This window comes from Glaciecola sp. SC05 (genome assembly GCF_041380235.1).
In the GTDB taxonomy this organism is placed as follows: domain Bacteria; phylum Pseudomonadota; class Gammaproteobacteria; order Enterobacterales; family Alteromonadaceae; genus Glaciecola.
This window is the reverse complement of the sequence record NZ_JBGIYY010000018.1, coordinates 42,997-62,887: the sequence shown is the minus strand read 5'-3', so window position 1 is coordinate 62,887 and position 19,891 is coordinate 42,997. Positions and strand designations below refer to the sequence as shown.

The 19,891-nt window shown below is 45.6% G+C and carries 14 protein-coding genes and 1 tRNA gene; 6 read left to right on the top strand and 9 right to left on the bottom strand.

Translation table 11 applies throughout. The features are described 5' to 3' along the window. Positions 1-25: 25 nt before the first annotated feature. The gene (locus AB9H30_RS15640; RefSeq protein WP_371195634.1) at positions 26-1,969 is read right to left on the bottom strand and encodes a transglycosylase SLT domain-containing protein; all 1,944 of its coding nucleotides are present in this window, start codon (positions 1,967-1,969) and stop codon (positions 26-28) included. Positions 1,970-2,274: 305 nt separating this feature from the next. Here AB9H30_RS15640 and fadB point away from each other — a divergent pair, with 305 nt between their 5' ends. Together fadB and fadA are read left to right on the top strand one after the other, a co-directional pair. Next, complete coding sequence (gene fadB, locus AB9H30_RS15635) at positions 2,275-4,425, top strand: fatty acid oxidation complex subunit alpha FadB (protein ID WP_371195633.1); 2,151 nt, start codon at positions 2,275-2,277, stop codon at positions 4,423-4,425. 20 nt (positions 4,426-4,445) lie between these two features. Then, positions 4,446-5,609 (top strand): acetyl-CoA C-acyltransferase FadA, encoded by a 1,164-nt coding sequence (gene fadA, locus AB9H30_RS15630; RefSeq protein WP_371195632.1) that lies wholly within the window; start codon positions 4,446-4,448, stop codon positions 5,607-5,609. A 75-nt stretch (positions 5,610-5,684) separates the two neighbouring features. Here fadA and AB9H30_RS15625 read toward each other — a convergent pair whose 3' ends face one another. The 3 genes from AB9H30_RS15625 to AB9H30_RS15615 all read right to left on the bottom strand — a co-directional run bounded on the left by AB9H30_RS15625 (position 5,685) and on the right by AB9H30_RS15615 (position 9,949). After that, positions 5,685-7,283, bottom strand: coding sequence for an amidohydrolase family protein (locus AB9H30_RS15625; protein WP_371195631.1), 1,599 nt, complete (start codon positions 7,281-7,283; stop codon positions 5,685-5,687). Between the two features lie 206 nt (positions 7,284-7,489). Next, positions 7,490-8,089, bottom strand: a complete 600-nt coding sequence (locus AB9H30_RS15620) for a hypothetical protein (protein WP_371195630.1) — start codon at positions 8,087-8,089, stop codon at positions 7,490-7,492. A 36-nt stretch (positions 8,090-8,125) separates the two neighbouring features. Beyond that, positions 8,126-9,949 (bottom strand): amidohydrolase, encoded by a 1,824-nt coding sequence (locus tag AB9H30_RS15615; protein WP_371195629.1) that lies wholly within the window; start codon positions 9,947-9,949, stop codon positions 8,126-8,128. A gap of 147 nt (positions 9,950-10,096) precedes the next feature. Here AB9H30_RS15615 and AB9H30_RS15610 point away from each other — a divergent pair, with 147 nt between their 5' ends. Then, on the top strand, positions 10,097-11,416 hold the full coding sequence (locus AB9H30_RS15610; RefSeq protein WP_371195628.1) for an amidohydrolase family protein: 1,320 nt from the start codon (positions 10,097-10,099) through the stop codon (positions 11,414-11,416). A gap of 138 nt (positions 11,417-11,554) precedes the next feature. On the opposite strand, the gene AB9H30_RS15605 is transcribed toward AB9H30_RS15610, so the two are convergent. From AB9H30_RS15605 to AB9H30_RS15595, 3 genes are all read right to left on the bottom strand, one after another. After that, positions 11,555-11,764: a cold-shock protein gene (locus tag AB9H30_RS15605; protein WP_371195627.1), complete on the bottom strand. Its 210-nt coding sequence runs from the start codon at positions 11,762-11,764 to the stop codon at positions 11,555-11,557. Between the two features lie 273 nt (positions 11,765-12,037). After that, complete coding sequence (ilvN, locus tag AB9H30_RS15600) at positions 12,038-12,535, bottom strand: acetolactate synthase small subunit (RefSeq protein ID WP_371195626.1); 498 nt, start codon at positions 12,533-12,535, stop codon at positions 12,038-12,040. Beyond that, a complete protein-coding gene (locus AB9H30_RS15595) occupies positions 12,535-14,253 on the bottom strand; it encodes an acetolactate synthase 3 large subunit (RefSeq protein ID WP_371195625.1) in 1,719 nt (572 codons plus the stop codon). Before AB9H30_RS15595 ends, ilvN begins: the two co-directional genes overlap by 1 nt. A 316-nt stretch (positions 14,254-14,569) precedes the next feature. Here AB9H30_RS15595 and AB9H30_RS15590 point away from each other — a divergent pair, with 316 nt between their 5' ends. Genes AB9H30_RS15590 through AB9H30_RS15580 form a run of 3 tightly spaced genes read left to right on the top strand, consistent with a single transcriptional unit; the run spans position 14,570 to position 18,920 of the window. Then, a complete protein-coding gene (locus AB9H30_RS15590) occupies positions 14,570-15,241 on the top strand; it encodes an ABC transporter ATP-binding protein (protein ID WP_371195624.1) in 672 nt (223 codons plus the stop codon). Then, positions 15,238-17,772, top strand: a complete 2,535-nt coding sequence (locus tag AB9H30_RS15585; protein ID WP_371195623.1) for an FtsX-like permease family protein — start codon at positions 15,238-15,240, stop codon at positions 17,770-17,772. The genes AB9H30_RS15590 and AB9H30_RS15585 overlap by 4 nt, the downstream gene beginning before the upstream one ends. Further along, a complete protein-coding gene (locus tag AB9H30_RS15580; protein ID WP_371195622.1) occupies positions 17,760-18,920 on the top strand; it encodes a lipocalin-like domain-containing protein in 1,161 nt (386 codons plus the stop codon). Before AB9H30_RS15585 ends, AB9H30_RS15580 begins: the two co-directional genes overlap by 13 nt. Positions 18,921-19,008: 88 nt before the next feature. Here the strand turns inward: AB9H30_RS15580 and maoP are convergent, their stop codons facing one another. Together maoP and AB9H30_RS15570 are read right to left on the bottom strand one after the other, a co-directional pair. Beyond that, positions 19,009-19,386 carry a DUF413 domain-containing protein gene (gene maoP / locus AB9H30_RS15575; protein ID WP_371195621.1) on the bottom strand — a complete coding sequence of 126 codons (378 nt, stop codon included), beginning with the start codon at positions 19,384-19,386 and terminating at the stop codon, positions 19,009-19,011. 288 nt (positions 19,387-19,674) lie between these two features. Next, positions 19,675-19,750 (bottom strand) — tRNA-Gly (locus AB9H30_RS15570). Between the last annotated feature and the right edge of the window lie 141 nt (positions 19,751-19,891).

Below are 19,891 nucleotides of genomic sequence, written 5' to 3'. Positions count from 1 at the left end.
ATACGCTATCAACTAAACGCTCATGCTAATTGGGAAGTAGCTCCATATTTGAAAACTGTGCAAATACCGTTTGTTCTTGGCTTTTTTGATTGAGCCGGTCTTCATAAATTTGTTGATAAGCCAGTACCGCCTTAACATAGTTGCGAGTTTCTCTAAAAGGAATAGTCTCCACCCAAATATCGGCGGGAACAGCCTCAGACTCAGGCAACCAGTCTCTGACTTTTCGCCAGCCAGCGTTGTAGGAGGCTGTCGCTAAAAGCGCGTTGTTATCTAGTTTATTCATCAAATAGCGCAAATATTTGTTCCCAATACGAGCATTTATATCCGCATCGAGTAGATCATTGGATGACACTCTGCGATTTTCTAAATACCTAGCGGTACTCGGTAAGATTTGCATTAAACCGCGCGCATCAGCGGGAGATATTGCATCCGGCATAAACGAACTTTCTCTGCGTGCAATCGCAAAGGCCCACTCTGCAGGAATATCGTTCTTTTGAGCTTCGCGAGTCATTAGCTCAGAAAATGCTTGAGGAAAACGCCGGTCTACGTCATCTAAATAGCCCTCGCGGCTCAGTGTAAAAATAGACTGATCGTGCCATTCCCAAGCACTGCTCACCACTGCTGCAGCAACTTTTTCATTATCCATTAACTCCCGCTGCGCATGAACCCATTCAAGACGAGCATGATAGAAACGCTCTAACTTTCGCAATTCATACGCCCGCTTCGTTGCCGGCAAGTTTACTATTTTAGTGATGGTATCTACTGAGGCTTCGATAGGATTATTTTGTAATGAATGCTGAACTCCCAATCGAGCGCTTGCTAAAAACCCGTAATAATGACGCTCTTTGGCCAGTTGAGCATAGAGCACTTTGGCTTCATCATTACGGCCTAATATGCCATATGCTCTTGCCAACCAATATTGAAATTGATTCTCGTTGGTTAGCTGCGGTGCCGATTTTTCAATCAGCAAAGCAATACTCTGCCAGTCTTGTTTTTTTAATAAATACGCCAAATGCCAGCGCATGGTTTCCGACTCTGGCTCTACTTGAGAGGCCTCAATTAACCATTTCTCTGCATCAGGATGCGCGTCAATAGCTAAGGCCACGGCAAAGCGATGAATAATTCTAGCTTTTTGTGAGTCCGAGAATGCCATAAGTGTTTTGGCACGTTCAAAAGTGGTCAGAGCTAAATTCTCATCTCGCCAAATAAGACGTGATAAACCATAGCTAATAATTTGCGCCTCAATACCCGGCAGTTTCCCCGGGTAACGCAGAAGATGCCTAACATTTGAGGGGTCTTTTCTAACCTCTCTCCAGCGATCGGCAATATACTTTTTATCATCGGGTAACAGCGTCCTTAAATAAGGGATAATTGTATGTTGTCCGCCGTCTGCTGCTTTTTCGATGCGATGTAAAATTAAATCCTCAGTGAGTAAGCCCGCTTTTATCCAAACTCCAAAAATTGGATCGCAGGCTTTATCTTGAGACTTACCCACATTCCATAAGTCGGGAAGTTGACTAAATACATAGTCTTTGTCTGCGCCAGCTTCGTATTGATAGCGCAAAAACTGACACTGCAAAGAAACGCGTCGAGTATGACGATAAAATTCGATAAAAAGCTCACGCTGATTGCGTTTTGCCAAATACTCTAACCAATCGCTACGCAGGCTATTAGCAATTGGCGTACCGTCATATTGATGTAAAAATGCCCGTATAGAGTCTTCATCATCCAGTGAGATACGATAGCTGAGCTTCTTTGCAATTAAATAGGGTATCAAGGGGTAGTCGTCGAGATCCTGCACCACCGCCAGTAACTCGTTGTTATCCATGCTCCAGAGTCCACGCTCAGCTCGCAAAAAAGCAGCCCGTTGTTTTTCAAGTTTAGTCTTATCGACAGCAAACAAGACCTCAGAGAGTTCATCACTTAATTGCGAGTATGCTTTCGCACTGAAGGTAAACGTTACGAGCAAAAGGATGCTCAAGAGACAGCAACTTATCCAATTTGTTACTTGCCGAGAATGATATTTCACGAGTGTCCTAATAAAGTAAATTTGCGAGTCGTATTGAAAATGCAGCCTAATGCGCCAGTATCATCAAAAAAAATAAGCTGTATCGGCTTGAATAACGTAACATTCAGCTCAACATAGTTTATACAGTATATAAGTGATTTGGTTCCCACATGTACATGAGTTTTCTTTTATTATAATTCATCTGCTGTAAACAGTGGTCTACTCTCAATCATATTCTTTCAAATATTTTGTCACAGGAGATAATCATGATGTATGAAGGCAAAAGTCTATCGGTCAGCATGACAGATAACGGCATTGCTGAACTGGTCTTTGATGCTCAAGGTTCGGTCAACAAATTCGACGCACAAACCGTTTCTGAGCTAGATCAAGCCACCGTAGCAATTGCAGCAGCAGATGGTGTCAAAGGCGTCCTAGTTCGCTCAGCCAAAAGCACCTTTATTGTAGGTGCCGACATCACCGAGTTCACCGCATTATTTTCAATGCCTGAAAACGAAGTGCTCGCATGGGTAGCCAAAACCTCGCAAGTATTTGACCGTTTTGAAGATCTTCCTTTTCCGACTATTGTTGCTATCAACGGATTCGCCTTAGGCGGTGGTTGTGAAATGGCGCTTGCCGGCGACCTGCGTATTGCAGACGTCACTGCTCGTATCGGCTTGCCAGAAGTGAAACTTGGCTTAATGCCCGGCTTTGGCGGTACCGTAAGACTGCCACGTTTAATCGGCTCAGACAATGCCCTAGAATGGATGACCACGGGTCGCGACCGCGACGCACAAAAAGCACTGCATGAAGGTGCAGTAGATGCGGTTGTTGCGCCTGACAACCTGCACAACGCAGCGCGTAAAATGTTGCAAAGCGCAATTGATGGCAAACTAGATTGGCAAGCGCGTCGTGCAGCCAAGTTAGCGCCCCTGCAGCTCAATGCAAACGAAGCGATGATGAGCTTTTCTACCGCAGCAGCAATGGTCGCCGCACAAGCTGGCAAACACTATCCTGCGCCACACAAAATGGTGGAAACTGTTCAAAAAGCCGCTAGCAGTGGACGCGAAGGCGCATTAAAGCTTGAAAATGAAGGCTTTGTGGCATTAGCCAAAACCGATGCCTGCCAAGCTCAAGTGGGTATTTTCTTAGCCGACCAGTTAGTCAAAGCTAAGGGTAAGAAAATGGCGAAGGCCGCTACCAAAGAAGTGAAGCAACATGCTGTGTTAGGTGCTGGGATCATGGGTGGCGGGATTGCCTACCAAGGTGCCGTAAAAGGCGTCAACACCATCATGAAAGATATTGCACAAGCTGCGCTTGATTTGGGCTTAGCAGAAGCAGCTAAAATCCTCAGCAAAGGCATGCAGCGCGGTAAGGTCGATGCTAAAACAATGGCAAGCACCTTGAACAATATCGTGCCAACCCTCGACATGAAAGCAATCAAAGACGCCGACTTAATCATCGAAGCGGTGGTTGAAAATCCAAATGTGAAAGCGAGCGTGTTGAAAGAAACCGAACAAACCGTGGCCGACGACGCTATCATTTGTTCTAACACCTCTACTATCTCAATTAACCGCCTTGCTCAAAGCTTGGATAAGCCAGAACGGTTTTGCGGTATGCACTTTTTCAACCCTGTTCATAAAATGCCGCTGGTTGAAATTATTCGCGGTGAAAAAACCTCTGAAAGCACCATTGCAAGTGTGGTTGCTGCCACCTTAAAAATGGGCAAAACACCAATTGTGGTAAACGACTGCCCTGGCTTTTTTGTAAACCGTGTGCTGTTCCCATATTTTGCGGGCTTTAGCCGTTTGCTTATTGACGGCGCCGACTTTACTGCCGTCGATAAGGTTATGGAAAAAGTATTTGGCTGGCCGATGGGCCCTGCTTACTTGCTCGACGTTGTGGGCATGGATACTTCTGATCATGCCTCGGGCGTGATGTCAGATGGAATTCCTGAGCGCATGCAAAAAATCGACAACGATCCGGTTACTTTGCTTTATACCAACAAACGCTTAGGTCAGAAGAACGGCAAAGGTTTTTATAACTACGGCACCGACAAGCGCGGCAAGCCTACCAAGGTAGCGGCGCCCGAGGCCTATGCCTTGTTTAAAGACCACGTTGCGCCAAGCAAAGAGTTTGATAAAGAAGATATCATTGCTCGCGTCATGATCCCGATGGCAAATGAGGCGATTCGTTGCTTAGAAGAAGGCATCGTAGGCAGCGCCGCAGAAGCCGATATGGCGCTGCTATACGGCCTTGGCTTCCCTCCATTTAGGGGCGGAATCTTCCGTTATATTGAAACCATGGGATTAGACAACTTTGTGGCATTAGCCGACAAATACGCGAGTCTTGGTCCAGTCTATCAAATCAGTGACGGTGTGCGCGAAATGGCCGCATCTGGCAAGTCATACTTCGCCTAAGCTTAAAGGAGATTAGTAACATGAAAGATGTAGTAGTAATTGATTGTATCCGCACCCCGATGGGACGCTCCAAAAACGGCGTATTTCGTAACGTTCGCGCCGAGACTTTGTCGGCGCACCTAATGAGCAAACTCGTTGAGCGCAACCCAAAACTCGACCCCACTGAAATAGAAGACATCATTTGGGGCTGCGTGCAGCAAACCAAAGAGCAGGGATTCAACGTGGCTCGCAATGCTCAACTGCTTACGAACATACCTCGCAGCACTGGCGCGGTGACTGTTAACCGTTTATGCGGCTCGTCCATGCAGGCTCTACACGATGCCGTATCTGGCATTGTCTCAGGTCGCGGCGATGTGTATATGATTGGTGGCGTTGAGCACATGGGTCATGTCCCCATGAACTACAATATTGATTTTCACCCTGGTCTAGCCAAGCACACCGCAAAAGCCTCTGGCAGCATGGGCATGACCGCTGAATTGCTAGGACGTCAGAACGGTATCACCCGTGAAATGCAAGATGCGTTTGGAGCTCGCTCGCATCAAAAAGCAGCCGCTGCTGCGCAAAACGGCGGCTGGGATAACGAGATTGTAGCTATCGAAGGTCATGATGCTGATGGTTTGTTAATATCTGTTGAAGCCGACGAAGTGATTCGTCCAGATACCACAGTTGAAACCCTCAGTAGCTTGCGTCCGGTATTTGATCCAGTAAACGGCTCAGTGACCGCGGGTACCTCTTCTGCATTGTCTGACGGCGCATCAGCGATGCTTATCATGTCTGCAGACAGAGCGAAAGCCCTCGGATTAACGCCACGAGCGAAAATTCGCAGCATGGCAGTTGCCGGTTGTGATGCCGCTATTATGGGCTTTGGCCCAGTACCGGCTACCAAAAAAGCACTGCAACGTGCAGGCCTATCAATGGAAGACATTCAGTTAGCCGAGTTTAACGAAGCCTTTGCGGCGCAAGCATTGTCTTGTATTAAGCAACTGGGCTGGATAGATACCTATGAAGATAAAGTAAACCTTAAAGGCGGCGCTATTGCATTGGGTCACCCACTAGGTTGCTCCGGCGCAAGAATATCCACCACTCTAATCAACAACATGGAAGATCAGGACGTTAGCATTGGTCTTGCAACCATGTGTATTGGTTTGGGTCAAGGTATTGCAACGGTGTTTGAGCGCGTATAACGCAGCACACTAACAATCAGTATTAAAACGCCCCTGCAAATTAACATGCAGGGGCTTTTTTATGTGTTGATGAATTTACTGGCTATTTGAATGCAAAGCGAGCCCTGGGCGAGCATCGGTCATTTCTCCGTCTTCTACAACGACGACGCCGTTAACAATGACATAGTCGATGCCTGTAGAATATTGATGCGGATCGGCAAAGGTCGAGTTATCTGCAATAGTGCTGGGATCCCACATCAAAACATCTGCCTTATACCCTTCTTTTAACAAACCCCGATCGATTAGGCCCATTCGATTCGCTGGCATTGAGGTCATTTTTTTCACCGCCTCCGGCAAGCTAAGCAAACCTTTATCGCGCACGTACAACGCCAAAGTACGAGGATACGTCCCGTAATTACGTGGATGTGGACTGCCTTTTTGCCACTCTACGCCAGCACCATCAGACGCAATTGATGTATGGGGATGACGCATAATACGCTCAACATCTTCATCTTGCATGGTGTGATAAATACCGCGCCCCCCGCCGTTGACCTGAATTTCAATGGCAAGCTCGGCGGCATTGTGTAAATTCACCGCGATATTTCGCTGTTTCAGGACTTTTTCAAAGTTTTTGCCTACCAAAGAAGGGTCATGAGGATAGCTACTGATCTGAATTCGCCAAAACTCAGAGCCGGCTCGTTGCTCATCGATAATCCGCTTTACGTCTTCTAATATTTTGCTGCGACTCGCGCTTTGCTGCATTCTCTCTAAAAATGCTTGCTGTCCACCCGCCAGAGACCAAGGCGGCATCAGTACACCTAAATTAGTATTTGACGCGGTGTAAGGATATTGGTCGAGGCTTATGTCGATGCCCTTAGCTCTATGCATATCAATCAGTGCCAAAGTATCTTTGCTCAGCCCCCATGCAGAAGGCCCGGCGGTTTTATGATGTGATATGTGCACCGGAAGGCCTACTTGTGCTCCCACGTCGATAGCCTCTTGCAATGCATTGAGTACATCGGAACCTTCAGACCGAATGTGGCTGGCGTAAAAGCCTTCGTAGCTATGTGCAACATTGGCTAATGCTTCGAGTTCTGCAGGCGGTGCAAAAGAGCCCGGAATGTATATTAAACCAGAGGACAAACCAAAGGCACCGTCACCCATTGCCTGCGCGACCAAGCGCTCCATTGCCTCTATTTCTGCCGCTGTGGCGTGCCTATTTTCCCGCTGCATAACGGCTTGCCTAACGCTGTTGTGCCCTAACAGCAAAGCAACATTTAACGATGTTGGGTTTGCCGCTAAGCGCTCAAAATAATCACCGATATCCACTGGGCTCCCGCCGCAATTACCAGCAAGAATGGTGGTCACACCTTGTAGAATATTGTTCTTGGCATCGGGGCGTTTTAATACGTCGTTTTCAGCATGGGAGTGCAAGTCAATAAAACCGGGGCTCAGCGCTTTTCCATCTGCTTGAATAACTCGCAAAGCCGTCGCATTGCCTAAATTACCCATCGCAGCAATAGTATCGCCTGTTATAGCAAGATCGCCTCGATAGGGCTCGTTGCCCGTGCCATCGACGAGCATTGCGTTGCGAATAAGCAGATCATACTGCACAGCCACATACTGAACAGCAGGCTGATGTGAGCAGCCACCGATAAACGTCAAAACTAGCAACAATGCGATAAATGTTTTCATGTTAAGGGTACTTTCAATGTGGCAATAATTTAACATAGCAAGCAAATGCCTTGAGTCAATCAATATTGCTCAAATGCTCGGACAAGGCGACGCTAACAATATAGTTAATGAGAAATTAACAGAAACTGAATATTGCTGCAGTGAACGAGATTATCGCTAAGGCTTTTCTCGCTTCGGCATTAATCATACTAATAGGGTGTGTTGTATCACATGCACTTTTCAATTCTATCGTAGTGCCGAGCTCTCACTTCTGTTAGCTCTTCCCAGCGACCGTTTTCTGAGAAGCTTGACCATTCTTTAAATTTACCCAACTTACTGTGCGGATCGTTAGCTTCGGTAAACGCCAACCATTCTAACATCTGTTTGTCATCATCAGACTCATAGCTTGCGTTTACGCTGCACTCACATACCTGCTGGCTTTGCCCCATGCGATATTGACATGCTGCAACCAGCGCAACTTTTGGCTCCATGCGCCGCGCGCAGGACCACACCCAAGGGTTTAGACCACTCTGCAATTCTCTGACCTCTGCAATTAATGCAACACCAGCATCAAAATTATCGGCGCCGCATACTTCAACAAATTTTGGCATATCGCATTCGCCATAGTCCGAATCGAAGGGCGCCATTGCGTTAGCAATACGTGGGTCGCAACCTTGTTCATCAATCAGTTCTTTAGCAAAGCTACTGGTAGCAGATTCTGATACAGGGCTTTTCGCCGATGTGGTCTCCACAGTCTCACTCTCTCCAAAACAGGCCGAAAGAGTTAGTGTCACTATCGCTATAAGCAAGATGTATAAGGTTTTCATTTCAGTCTCCACTATCCATAGTTATATAAACTGTTATTAATTGGCTTGGTACCGCACTTCACCGTCAACTAAGGTCATCTGAACTTCTAAAGCGCTCAAGTCTGCTTCACTCACAGTAAGTGGATTAGCATTCAAGACCACGATATCTGCACGTTTGCCAACACGCAGACTACCTAGCTCATCCTCATCAAAGACCGCTTTTGCACAACCCATAGTATAAGAATATAGCGCCTCCATTCGGCCCATGGATTGCTCAGGAAAAAATTGCTCGCCGTTTGCCATACGACGGGTCACCGAAGCCACATAGGAGTCGAGGGCTGAAATAGATTCAACCGGCACATCGGTGCCGTTGCAGATGATAGCACCCTCATCTAAAAGGGCTCGCCAAACATAGGCTCTTTGTTTAGAGCGCTCTTCACCCAAACGCACCGGCACCCATGGACCGTCTGACGTAGCGTGCACGCCTTGCATAGACGCAATCACGCCTAACTGGGCAAAGCGCGAAACCTCATCTGGGTGCAGTGTTTGGGCATGTTCAATGCGCCAGCGTAAATCTTGGTCTGGGTCGATGTTGGCAAAACTCTCGTATAAATCCATGACCTCGCGATTGCCTCTATCACCAATAGCATGAGTGTTAAGCTGAAAGCCCTTGTCAAAAGCCACTTGAGCGGTTTCGCGCAAGCTTTCCATCGAAGCTTGAGGTAAGCCAGAGGTTTCAGGCTTATCGGTATAGGGGTCGAGCATCCACGCACCGTGAGTACCCAGTGCACCGTCGATATTGCGCTTAAGCGCACGAATAGTTAAAAATCCGTCCCCCCGACCAATCATACGATAATCATCTAAACGGTTTCGCATATCTTCGTTGGTCTCAAAACGAACGGCCATGTGTAGTCGAATAGGCAAACGCCCTTCATCGGCTAGTTTAATAAGCCTGTCTATACTGGCAAAATTGGTGCCCATATCGTGAAACGAGGTTACACCATGGCGCAGTGCCTCTTCTCCAGCGAGTTCAACTTGACGCTCAAACTGCGCTTGCAGGGTTTCTTCACTAAGGCTGTTTTGTGTATCCATGAGTACTTGCCTCACAGAATTAGAAGCAGCTTGTCTGAGGTAACCTGTAGCATCACCGTTTTCATCGCGAACAATGGTGCCGCCCTCAGTATCGGCGGTGTTTTTATCGATACCGCCAAGCTTCAAAGCCATCTCATTTGCATACACGCCATGTCCACTTGCATGCACTAAAAACACAGGGTTATTGGGACTAACTGCACTGAGTTGACGGTGATGCGGTAAACCATCATACAAGGTTTCTTCGCTATCCCCCCAACGCTCCTGATGCCAACCACGTCCGATAATCCATTCTCCCGGTTGTGCAGTGGCCGCTGCCTCTGCAACCATATCGACAATATCCTCAAAACTACGGGTCGGGACCAAATCCAGCATCATCAATGCCTGACCTAAACTAATAAAATGCCCGTGACCTTCTATAAAACCCGGCATCGCGACGCGACCATCTAAATCGATCACGTCGGTATCAGGGCCAATATAGGCCAAGATACTATCCCCACTGCCAAGCGCGAGAATACGCCCGTCTTTTAGCGCAATCGCTTGGACCTCGGGCAGATCGGCTTCCACGGTTATAACCGTGCCGTTGGTAAGCACACGGTCGGCAAACTTATTGTTGTTTGCTTCAGAAGTACTGTCAGATATATCTGTAGGTGGATTTTGTGCCGGTTGACAGGCACTGAGCCCAACCAAAATAACAATGAGAAGTGTGAGTTTGTGAGTGAGTATCATATGCAAAAACCAACGAGTGATTCGGGAATTTAATACAATACGCCACGTTCCTTCTTTATTCAACAGCCTCCTTTCCTCTGAGCCAACATTGATAACAGGCTTTATACCTAGAATTTCGTTGGCAAAATAAAAGTTTGCACAGCCAGCAAGTGTTAGCCTATGCTCTGCTCGTCTATTTTTAATTCAGCCAATTTTTAAGGATGATAATTCATGCGTGCTCCAATATTAACCTGCCTCGGATTGCTTTTGCTGTATCCTTTTGCCACGCTGGGAGAACAATGGGACCTTATTCATGCCGGTCGTTTATTAGCGGTTCCCGGTGAATCAGTGGCAAGCGAACAAAGCGTAATATTAAGAAACGGAAAGGTCTTTAGCGTCGAGGCCGGATATATTCTGCCTGGGAATGTTAATAAAGCAGAATCAGACACCTTAGAGGTGCACGATTTAAAAGAGCATTTTGTTATGCCCGGATTTATCGATGGTCATGTGCATTTTACTATCTACATGCAGCCTAACGAACCTTTAAATTGGGTGCAAATGTCAGATCCTGACATTGCTATTCGCGGCGCAAAGTATGCCAAAGACACATTATTAGCTGGCTTTACCACCGTTCGTGATATGGGCGCATTCTCAGGCGACTCTATATTTGCGATTAGAGATGGGATTAACAATGGCAATATTATTGGTCCACGCACGTATGTTGCCGGTCACATTATAGCCATTAACGGGGGGCATGGAGATATCACACATAGCTACAAACAATCTGTTGCCGATGTTATCCGAACTTCAGGCGTATGCGATGGTGTAAGTGAATGCAGAAAAGTCGTTAGAGAGCAGATTCGTCGTAAAGCAGACCACATCAAATTGACCGCTACCGCTGGCGTATTATCCGACAGCGCCTCGGGCCTTGAGCAACAGTTTTTTGATGATGAGCTCAAAGCCATTGTTGATACTGCCCACCTAATGGGCGTCAAAGTAGCGGCACATGCGCATGGAGCCGAAGGCATCAATGCCTCATTGCGGGCGGGAGTGGATGCAATAGAGCACGGCACTTTCTTGAATGAAGAGAGTATTCAGTTATTTTTAAAAACCGGCGCTTATTTATCGCCAACTTTATCTGCTGCCGCAACTGTGCAGCCCCTAATAGACAACCCAAATAGTTTTCTAACACCTGCACAAAGAGAAAAGTCCAAGCGTGCACTCACTCAAGCTAAACGATATGTACGAGACGCACACACTGCTGGCGTTAATATTGCTTTTTCTACCGATGCAGGCGTAATTGAGCACGGTAAGAATGCGCTTGAGTTTGTGTTGTTAGTCGAGTGGGGTGGCATGACGCCCATGGAGGCGATTAAGACTGCTACAATTAATGGTGCTGACAACATTGGCAAAGCAGATGAGTTAGGCACAATAGAAGCCGGTAAATGGGGTGATATTGTTGCCGTGAAAGGCAACCCACTTGAAGATATCGCTATTTTGCAAAATGTGAATTTTGTCATGAAAGCCGGCGAAGTTTACAAAAATAATTAGTTGAATAAGTCGTTCTGCCGCAAATTTTTCAAGATCTTTCTTTCGGCTAGCATAAAATGCGAATACGAACTAAAACAAAAATGGCGCTTATTTTATCAATAAGCGCCATTTTTTTATTGAAGCGGAATGCGTTAAAACTTAAATAAGCTCAACGTTAGCTGCTTGCAGCCCTTTTTGACCGTCTTCTACTTCAAAGGAAACCTTTTGGCCTTCTGGAAGCGTTTTGTACCCTTCTGCAACTATCGCACGGAAATGAACAAAAACGTCTTTACCGCCGTTATCTTGCGTTAAAAATCCATAACCCTTTTCTGGGTTAAACCACTTAACTGTGCCTGTAACTTTAGACATGTAAACCTCGAACTATTATATCAAAACGCGCAAAATGCTGCGCAATCACATCTCTGACATAGAAACTTATTTAGGATTTTTTTAATGAAGAAGAACAACAGTGAAACCTCGGCACTTTATTAAAAAGCAGGAGATATTAACATCTACAGGATCAAAAAATACAAATGCGCTTCATACCAGAAACACTTTAATTGTAGCACATATGCGCAAAAAGAAAGGGTTTTGAAGATAAATCCTCAAAACCCTTTTGATCATTTTATGTACAGCGCTTGTTTAAGGTCTGAGCGCTCTATCGCCGCGCGACAATCCACAGACACCGGTCCGCGCCGACTCTGTGATCTCTGCGCACTGAGCCATTACGTCACTGAATGCGGTGAGTTTATCACTGGTACCAGTGATTTCAATAGTATAGTGCTGAGCCGTTACATCCAAAATCCGAGCTCTGAAAATATCGACATTACGTTTCACTTCAGAACGGGCTGTTTCATTCCGTGTCGCTACTTTAATTAACATTAACTCGCGCTCAACATGGGCTGAATCGGTAAGCTCAGCCACTCGAAGCACATCAATAAGCTTGTTTACCTGCTTAGTAATTTGCTCAATGACTTTGTTGTCAGCCTCGGTAATGATGGTTAAGCGAGACAAACTTTGATCAGCCGTTGGCGCCACACAGAGTGAGTCGACGTTATAACCACGCTGCGAAAACACACCAACAATACGAGATAGCGAGCCTGGAGCATTTTCCATTAATACTGAAATAATTCGTCTCATTATGTGCGCTCCGTCTTGCTCAATCGCATGTCGTCCATTGCCCCATATTTTATTTGCATGGGATATACATGTTCATTTTGATCTATACAAATATCCATAAATACTAAGCGGTCTTTTTCTGCAAAACATCGCGCCATGGCATCATCTAGGTCTTCAAGTTTGTCGACTTTGATCCCAATATGACCATAAGCTTCTGCGAGTTTTACAAAGTCGGGCATAGAATCCATATAAGAATGTGAATGCCTGCCCTTGTAGTTCATGTCTTGCCACTGACGAACCATACCCAGGGCACGGTTGTTCAACGAAATAATCTTTATCGGCAAGTTGTACTGCAAACAAGTAGAGAGCTCTTGGATGTTCATCTGAATACTACCGTCTCCGGTAATCACTACCGAGCATGCATCTGGGTGAGCAAACTGCACGCCCATTGCGGCTGGTAAGCCAAAACCCATAGTGCCCAAACCGCCAGAGTTAATCCACCGGCGCGGCTTTGCAAATGGGTAGTAAAGCGCAGCAAACATCTGATGCTGGCCTACGTCAGAACTTATGTAGGCATCACCTTTAGTATGCTCATAAACCGCCTCGATTACTTTTTGTGGCTTGATGGTTTCAGGCCCTTGATCGTACTTTAAACATTGGCGAGCACGCCATTCATTGATTTGCTCCCACCAATCGCTCAGCCTAGCTTCTTGCTCAGATAAGTCATGCTCTTCAAGCATAGTCAGCAATTGTTTGACCACGGTTTTGACCGAACCCACCACCGGAACGTGTGCATTAACGATTTTTGAAATCGACGCAGGGTCAATATCGACGTGAATAATATCAGCATATGGACAGAATTTTTCAACATTGTTAGTCACGCGATCATCAAATCGAGCGCCTAATGAAATAATGCAGTCTGCGTTGTGCATAGACTTATTGGCTTCTAAGGTACCGTGCATACCCAGCATACCAATAAACTGTTTATGCACGCTTGAAAACGCACCTAGGCCCATCAAAGTGCTCGTCACCGGCGCCTGTAACTTTTCAGCAAGGGTGGTTACTACATCAGAGGCATCGCAAGATATAGAGCCGCCACCTACATAAATTACTGGGCGCTTGGCTTTTAATAAGCTAGCAACCGCTTTTTTAATTTGCTTATTGTGGCCTTTCAGCGTCGGATTATATGAGCGCATAGTCACATCATCTGGGAACACATAAGGATGCGAGTCCTGCACGTTTACGATGTCTTTGGGTAAATCGACTACCACCGGACCTGGTCGGCCAGAGTTGGCAATGTAATAAGCTTGAGCAATTGCTTTTGGAATGTCTGTGGCTTTTTTAACTAAAAAGCTGTGCTTTACGATCGGACGTGAACATCCCACCATATCGGTTTCTTGAAAAGCATCTTCGCCAATGTGCATTGAGGGAACTTGCCCCGACAATATCACCATCGGAATCGAATCCATAAATGCAGTTGCAATGCCGGTGAGTGTATTAGTCGCACCTGGACCTGAGGTCACTAGCACCGTTCCGGTTTTACCGGTCGCTCTCGCATAGCCGTCGGCCATATGCGAAGCACCTTGCTCATGACGTACTAATATATGTTTGACTGCATCTTGTTGATGTAACGCATCGTAAATATCAAGAACTGCCCCGCCTGGGTAGCCAAATAAATGCGTTACCCCAACATCTTTTAACGCTTCTACCACCATTGCGGCGCCCGACATCATCCTCACTAGCTTGCCTCCTCTATTGGCTTATTTTTCCACTCGGTAAATATACCTGTATCAACGCAAAGGAAAAACATGTTTTTGGGAAAAAGTGAAATACTTATCCCTATATAGTTACTTTTTAGGATGTTCATACTAAAAATGAACAAAACTGCAAGGCTTTTAGGTGATTTGTTATTATTGTGTGGATGTTCACTAAATCTTATTCTCGCATACAGGCGTGAGGTTACCGCGCAGCCTATTGATAATCAAGGCTAAACTTTGCTGCCAAAGGCACGTATTCATTATATATATAGAAAAAACACTAGCTGTGGGGCACTGAATGCTGAACATTTCTGCCGTGAATAAAACATATCTTAGCGGCGATACCTCATTACAGGTATTAAAAGACGTTTCACTTGAGCTGCAAAGTGGCAATAGTTTGTCGATTCAGGGACCTTCTGGATGCGGTAAGTCGACCCTTTTACACTTGCTTGGCGCCCTAGATAATCCTGACAGTGGTCAAATCGTATACACCCCTAATCAGCAAACAACGATCAATATTCACGACTTAAGCGAAATTCAAGCCGACGAATATCGACGCAAACATATTGGCTTTGTATTTCAAAAATTCAACTTAATTGATTGTTTAAGCGTCTACGATAATATTTTACTGCCCAGCAGACTGAATCAGTCTGAGCATCAAGACTACATTGCATTATTAATCGACACTATGCAGATAGCGCCTCACCTTAAAAAGCTACCCAACCAGCTTTCTGGGGGTGAACAACAGCGCGTCGCAATTGCTCGAGCATTGGCCCATCAACCAAGCATGGTTTTGGCCGACGAACCCACCGGCAACCTAGATGAAGACAACTCTCACATTGTCAGCCAATTATTATTTGATACCTGCACAGAGCTGAAAACTACACTCATTATTGTGACCCACAGTGCACAAGTGGCTCAACAGGCCACGGTACAAATGAAAATGCACAATAAAAGGCTCAGCGTTTGAGTCTGCAGCCTACTAAAGTGTCAGTGTTTGACACCTACCGTTTATTACTCAAAAGCTATAGGCAAACTTGGTTTAGCCTTGCGATGGTGTGTTTTTCATTGTTAGTAGCATGCGCAGGCTTAAGCGCCGTACTGCTGATTAACCAGGGCGCAAAACAAAGCTACTCGGGACAAACCGCCGTTCGTATTTTGCCTGCTCACCATCAAATAGTAGCCCGAGATGACACTCAAGCAATTAGCACCAAAGACTACGCTGATATAAAAGCTCAGGGCTTGCAGAAAGCCGTTGCCATCGCCGAGTCATCTAGGCACCTTTACCTAGAGAAAAAGCGCATCACCCAGCGCAGAGCGACGCTTATCGGCATTGATTTTTTAGCCTTGCTGAATCAATCAAAAATGTCGAATTCGGCCGAGGGGCTTCAAGCTCTAAACACCACTGAAACTCAGCCCAGAATAGATCTATCTGGAAACATCAGCTTTGCATCGCCGCTGGCACTCATTCATCCAAGCTACATGCAAGAGTTAGGGCTAGACAAGCATTCTTCTCTTACGATAGATGAGGCATCTACTATCTCTGTGCCGCCGCTTTCGCCTATGTCGCTAGACGGCATGTCTGATGGGCTCATCGTTGATATTGGCATCCTGCTCGATATAGATAGCGAGGCGAAAATTAGCAGAATACTGTTGCTAGAGGGCACCCGCGAAACACAAATTGAGTCGCTGAAGCAAACGCTCCCCACACATTTACAGCTAGAGAGCATCACTGCTCAGCAAAACAATCCCCAAATGACACAGAGCTTCTATTTAAACTTATTTGCCATGGCTTTGCTGATGTTTGCTGTGTGTCTATTTATTGTCATGAACGCATTCAACTTGCTGATATTCAAGCGTTTTGCGATGCTCAAAGTATTTCGTCAATTGGGCATAGGCCGTCAGCAAATTATATTGGCTCACGCCATCGAGTTTAGTGTATTTGCGCTCATCATTAGTGCAGTGAGTATTGTAGTAGGGGCGCAACTAGCGGTGCTTGCAAGCTCAAGCATTCGCACAATAGTTGAAGGCCTTTATCGCGTTCAAGTCGGCTTTGCAGATACCACATGGTTAAGCCTATATATTAAAGTCTTGTTGATTAGCATGACAGGCATTGCCCTAGCCTTGCTCGCCCCCCTTAAGCAACTCAAGCAATCTTTAAGCAAAACCCAAAGCGACAATAACGACTCACGGCTAAATGTTGTACTGACTATTATGTGTGCGGTGCTCGCGGCATTGGCGCTCTTGATTTTTAGCGTTTCATCTAACTTAAGTTTGCTGCTAATCGGTGCAGCCATGGTTATCCTTAGCGGCTGCTGCGCGTTAATAGTGGTATTTCCGCAGTGTTTAAAGGCCCTGTTTAAACTTATCCCAGCGAACTTAACACTGACCCGACTGAGTGTCGCCCAAGCTTTATTTTTATCTCGCAAAACCAAGATTGCTTGCTGTGCTTTTTTTATAGCGGCCACCAGCAATTTAGGCATGAATCTAATGGTCGATAGCTTTCGGGCAAGCACTGAGGGCTGGTTAAGCCAGCGGCTAGTAGCAGATCATTATCTATATTCAAACGATGCCGCAAGCAACCGCCAACTAACTACGATTGCCACGCAAGCTGGCGTTCAGCTCTATCCTCGCTACGAACAAAACATCGAGCACAATGGTCGACCTGCTCAACTATTTAGCTATCCAATTGATGCTAAGTTCAAGCAAGCCATGGTATTTGCGAGTAACACCGAAGCGGTTTGGCAAGACTTCGAAGCAGCGCAAAGTGTGCTGATCAATCAGCAGCTTGCCATTCGCAGTGACCTTGCCATTAACGACAGCGTTACGTTTATACACCCGACCACCGGCCTTTCCTCGAGCTTTAAAGTGGGCGGGGTCATATATGATTATGGCAATCCTTATGGGCAAATTCTGTTAAGTGCAACTGAATTCAATCAAGATATTAGCCAATCGAGTATTTTTGCCGTGTTAGGAAATTCTGAACAAATAGCGAAATTTACCGCGGCGCTAGAAACGATCGGCATTGTCAGTAAGGATCAGCTTTACCAAACCAGCGACATTTTGTCTGGTTCAATGGAAATATTTGATCGTACTTTTGTGATCACCGACAGCTTAAATTTGGTCACACTTATGGTGGCGGCACTTTCCCTCGCTTGCACAATTGTCATACTACTAGAACAGAGTCGACCACAAACGATGTTGCTAAGAGCCATGGGTATCTCAGCATGGCAAAGCCGCCGCATTTTGCTGCAGCAGTACTTATTTTTATGCACAGTGGCTTTAATCGCGGCAACGCCCTTTGGTGTATTATTGAGTTATGTGCTGATTGAACAAATAAATTACCATGCCTTTAATTGGTCTTACCCTTTAGTGATTGATTGGCTCAATATCATCAAATTATATGGACTTAGCCTATTCATTGTTGTGCTGGTTATCAGCTTACCGATTGTGTACACCACCAAACAAAGCTTAGCGCAGGAGTTAAAATGGCTAGATTGATATTCATATTCATTAGCTTAATAATCCTGCTGCTAAGCGCCTGCACGCAGAATAAAAACGGCAGTAGTGCGCAAGGCATGATTAATCCGAGTTTCTTATTGGCAAACGGCAAAAAAGCGGATCCTAAATATGTGCTTACCCTACCGCTAGATCATCAGTCACACCCAGAGTTTGATATTGAATGGTGGTATTTAACCGCTAATTTAGTCGACGCAGAGCAAAACCCCTACGCATTTCAGTGGACCCTATTTAGATTCAGCAATCCAAATCAAGACAATGCTTGGCACAATGGGCAGACGTTTATGGCGCATACTTCATTGCATTCGCCCAGCCAACATTGGTTTGAAGAGCGTTTTGCAGCAGGAGGGGTAGGCAATTCCATGGTAGGTTTTATTCCGCTCGAGGGCGATACTTCCGCAAATTTATCTGACTCATCGTACCCATTAAGCTTAACAATGGACGATTGGCGGTGGCAGGCACATCGCAAAGATGGTTCGCTATTTCCGGCAACGCTAAAGACCTCTGTGTCAACGTCGTCTGGTGTAAATAAAGATGACGCTGATAACGCAGTCAGCATGACTTTCACAATGCGTCCATCGGGCCCATTTGTGCTGCAAGGAAACCGAGGCTACAGCGTAAAATCTCGCGAAGGCAAACATGCTTCTCACTATTACTCTTTGCCGTTTATCGACATCAGCGGTTCGGTAGAAAGTGCCAATGGCACCATTGAATTAAGTGGTAAAGCTTGGTACGACCATGAATGGACCTCTACCCTCTTAGATAGCAGCACAGCAGGCTGGGATTGGATGTCGTTGCATTTTGATAACGGCGACAAACTCATGGCATTTAGCATGCGTCTTAATGATCAAGAAAATTATCAAACCGGCACCTATATCCTCGCGAACGGTCAATCAGAAACACTTTCGCCAGAGCAAATTTCTCTTAACATTTCGAAATATACCCAAACAGATGACAGAAGCTTGCCTTTGCACTGGCAGGTTTCTATCCCGCATAAACAAGTAGACATTGAAGTCACTGCGACTAAAACTGATGCGTTTAATCCATCGGTGTTTGGCTACTATGAAGGGCCGGTAGAAATCATTGGATCTCACCGCGGGGTAGGTTTTTTAGAGCTAACCGGATACTAGCGTGTCTAAACGACAAGCGTTTATGTTGGAAGCAATGATAGCTTGACTAAATTACAGGAGCTAGCAACTAGCCATTGCTATCAAGGCTTTAATCGTCCAGCTCTATGTCCAAGCCGTCTTCTACATCTGCCAGCATATCGTCATCAGAGTTATTGTCGGCAGCCTTGCGAGTACCGTATATACTGGCCGCTTTAGGACGATTAATACGCTTTTGATATCTTAACCAAGCGCGCTCTGCTGGATTCTGCGGTTCGACTTGACCAAGGGCAGACGCTAAAAACTGCTCGTCTTCCTTATCACTCGGTTGAATGTGTTGATCAACCAAGGCCGCAATCAAACAGCCATACTCACTAAGCGCCTTGCTTTCAGAGATAGAAAAATCACCAGACCGAGAAAATCCATACGGGTAATTTTTAGGGTCGCTAAATAAGCGCTTTAATAACATTTCTTTGGTTACACTAGACACGTCACATTGCTCCACTATCATTTAAAAACAACATATTTGCACAACAGGCCTTGCTAAAGTTGCCGTTGTACCCCCGAATATCGGCTCTGTCAATAAAATAGTTAAGCAATTTTTTATTCAGCTGCTTTAGCCATGCAGTCGGGTGTTTTTAATGCGTAAACAATGTGATCAGCATAAAAACGAATTACACAAATTAAGGACACTTATACGTGGACAATTAAGATTAAATTGAGGTGTTTGAAACTTAGTATTTAGAGGTGTCAGATATGGATAACGACATCTAAAGAATGGAGCGGGAAACGAGACTCGAACTCGCGACCCCGACCTTGGCAAGGTCGTGCTCTACCAACTGAGCTATTCCCGCAAATTGGACGCGCATTATAGAAAAATAGAGCAAGGTTGCAAGCTTCTTTTTCAATTTTTTAGCTAAATATCAGTTATTACTAATAATTCCCTTAATTTTAAATCTCCCAAGTCGATATCTTAGATGTGGTGAGACACTTTT

What these genes read in the sequence shown, in the direction of transcription:
- AB9H30_RS15605 (WP_371195627.1), bottom strand. Translation starts at nt 11,764, where the DNA reads ATGTCTAAAGTTACAGGCACAGTTAAGTGGTTTAACCCAGAAAAGGGT.
- AB9H30_RS15625 (WP_371195631.1), bottom strand. Translation starts at nt 7,283, where the DNA reads ATGAAAACATTTATCGCATTGTTGCTAGTTTTGACGTTTATCGGTGGC.
- AB9H30_RS15590 (WP_371195624.1), top strand. Translation starts at nt 14,570, where the DNA reads ATGCTGAACATTTCTGCCGTGAATAAAACATATCTTAGCGGCGATACC.
- ilvN (WP_371195626.1), bottom strand. Translation starts at nt 12,535, where the DNA reads ATGAGACGAATTATTTCAGTATTAATGGAAAATGCTCCAGGCTCGCTA.
- fadA (WP_371195632.1), top strand. Translation starts at nt 4,446, where the DNA reads ATGAAAGATGTAGTAGTAATTGATTGTATCCGCACCCCGATGGGACGC.
- fadB (WP_371195633.1), top strand. Translation starts at nt 2,275, where the DNA reads ATGATGTATGAAGGCAAAAGTCTATCGGTCAGCATGACAGATAACGGC.
- AB9H30_RS15580 (WP_371195622.1), top strand. Translation starts at nt 17,760, where the DNA reads ATGGCTAGATTGATATTCATATTCATTAGCTTAATAATCCTGCTGCTA.
- AB9H30_RS15610 (WP_371195628.1), top strand. Translation starts at nt 10,097, where the DNA reads ATGCGTGCTCCAATATTAACCTGCCTCGGATTGCTTTTGCTGTATCCT.
- AB9H30_RS15620 (WP_371195630.1), bottom strand. Translation starts at nt 8,089, where the DNA reads ATGAAAACCTTATACATCTTGCTTATAGCGATAGTGACACTAACTCTT.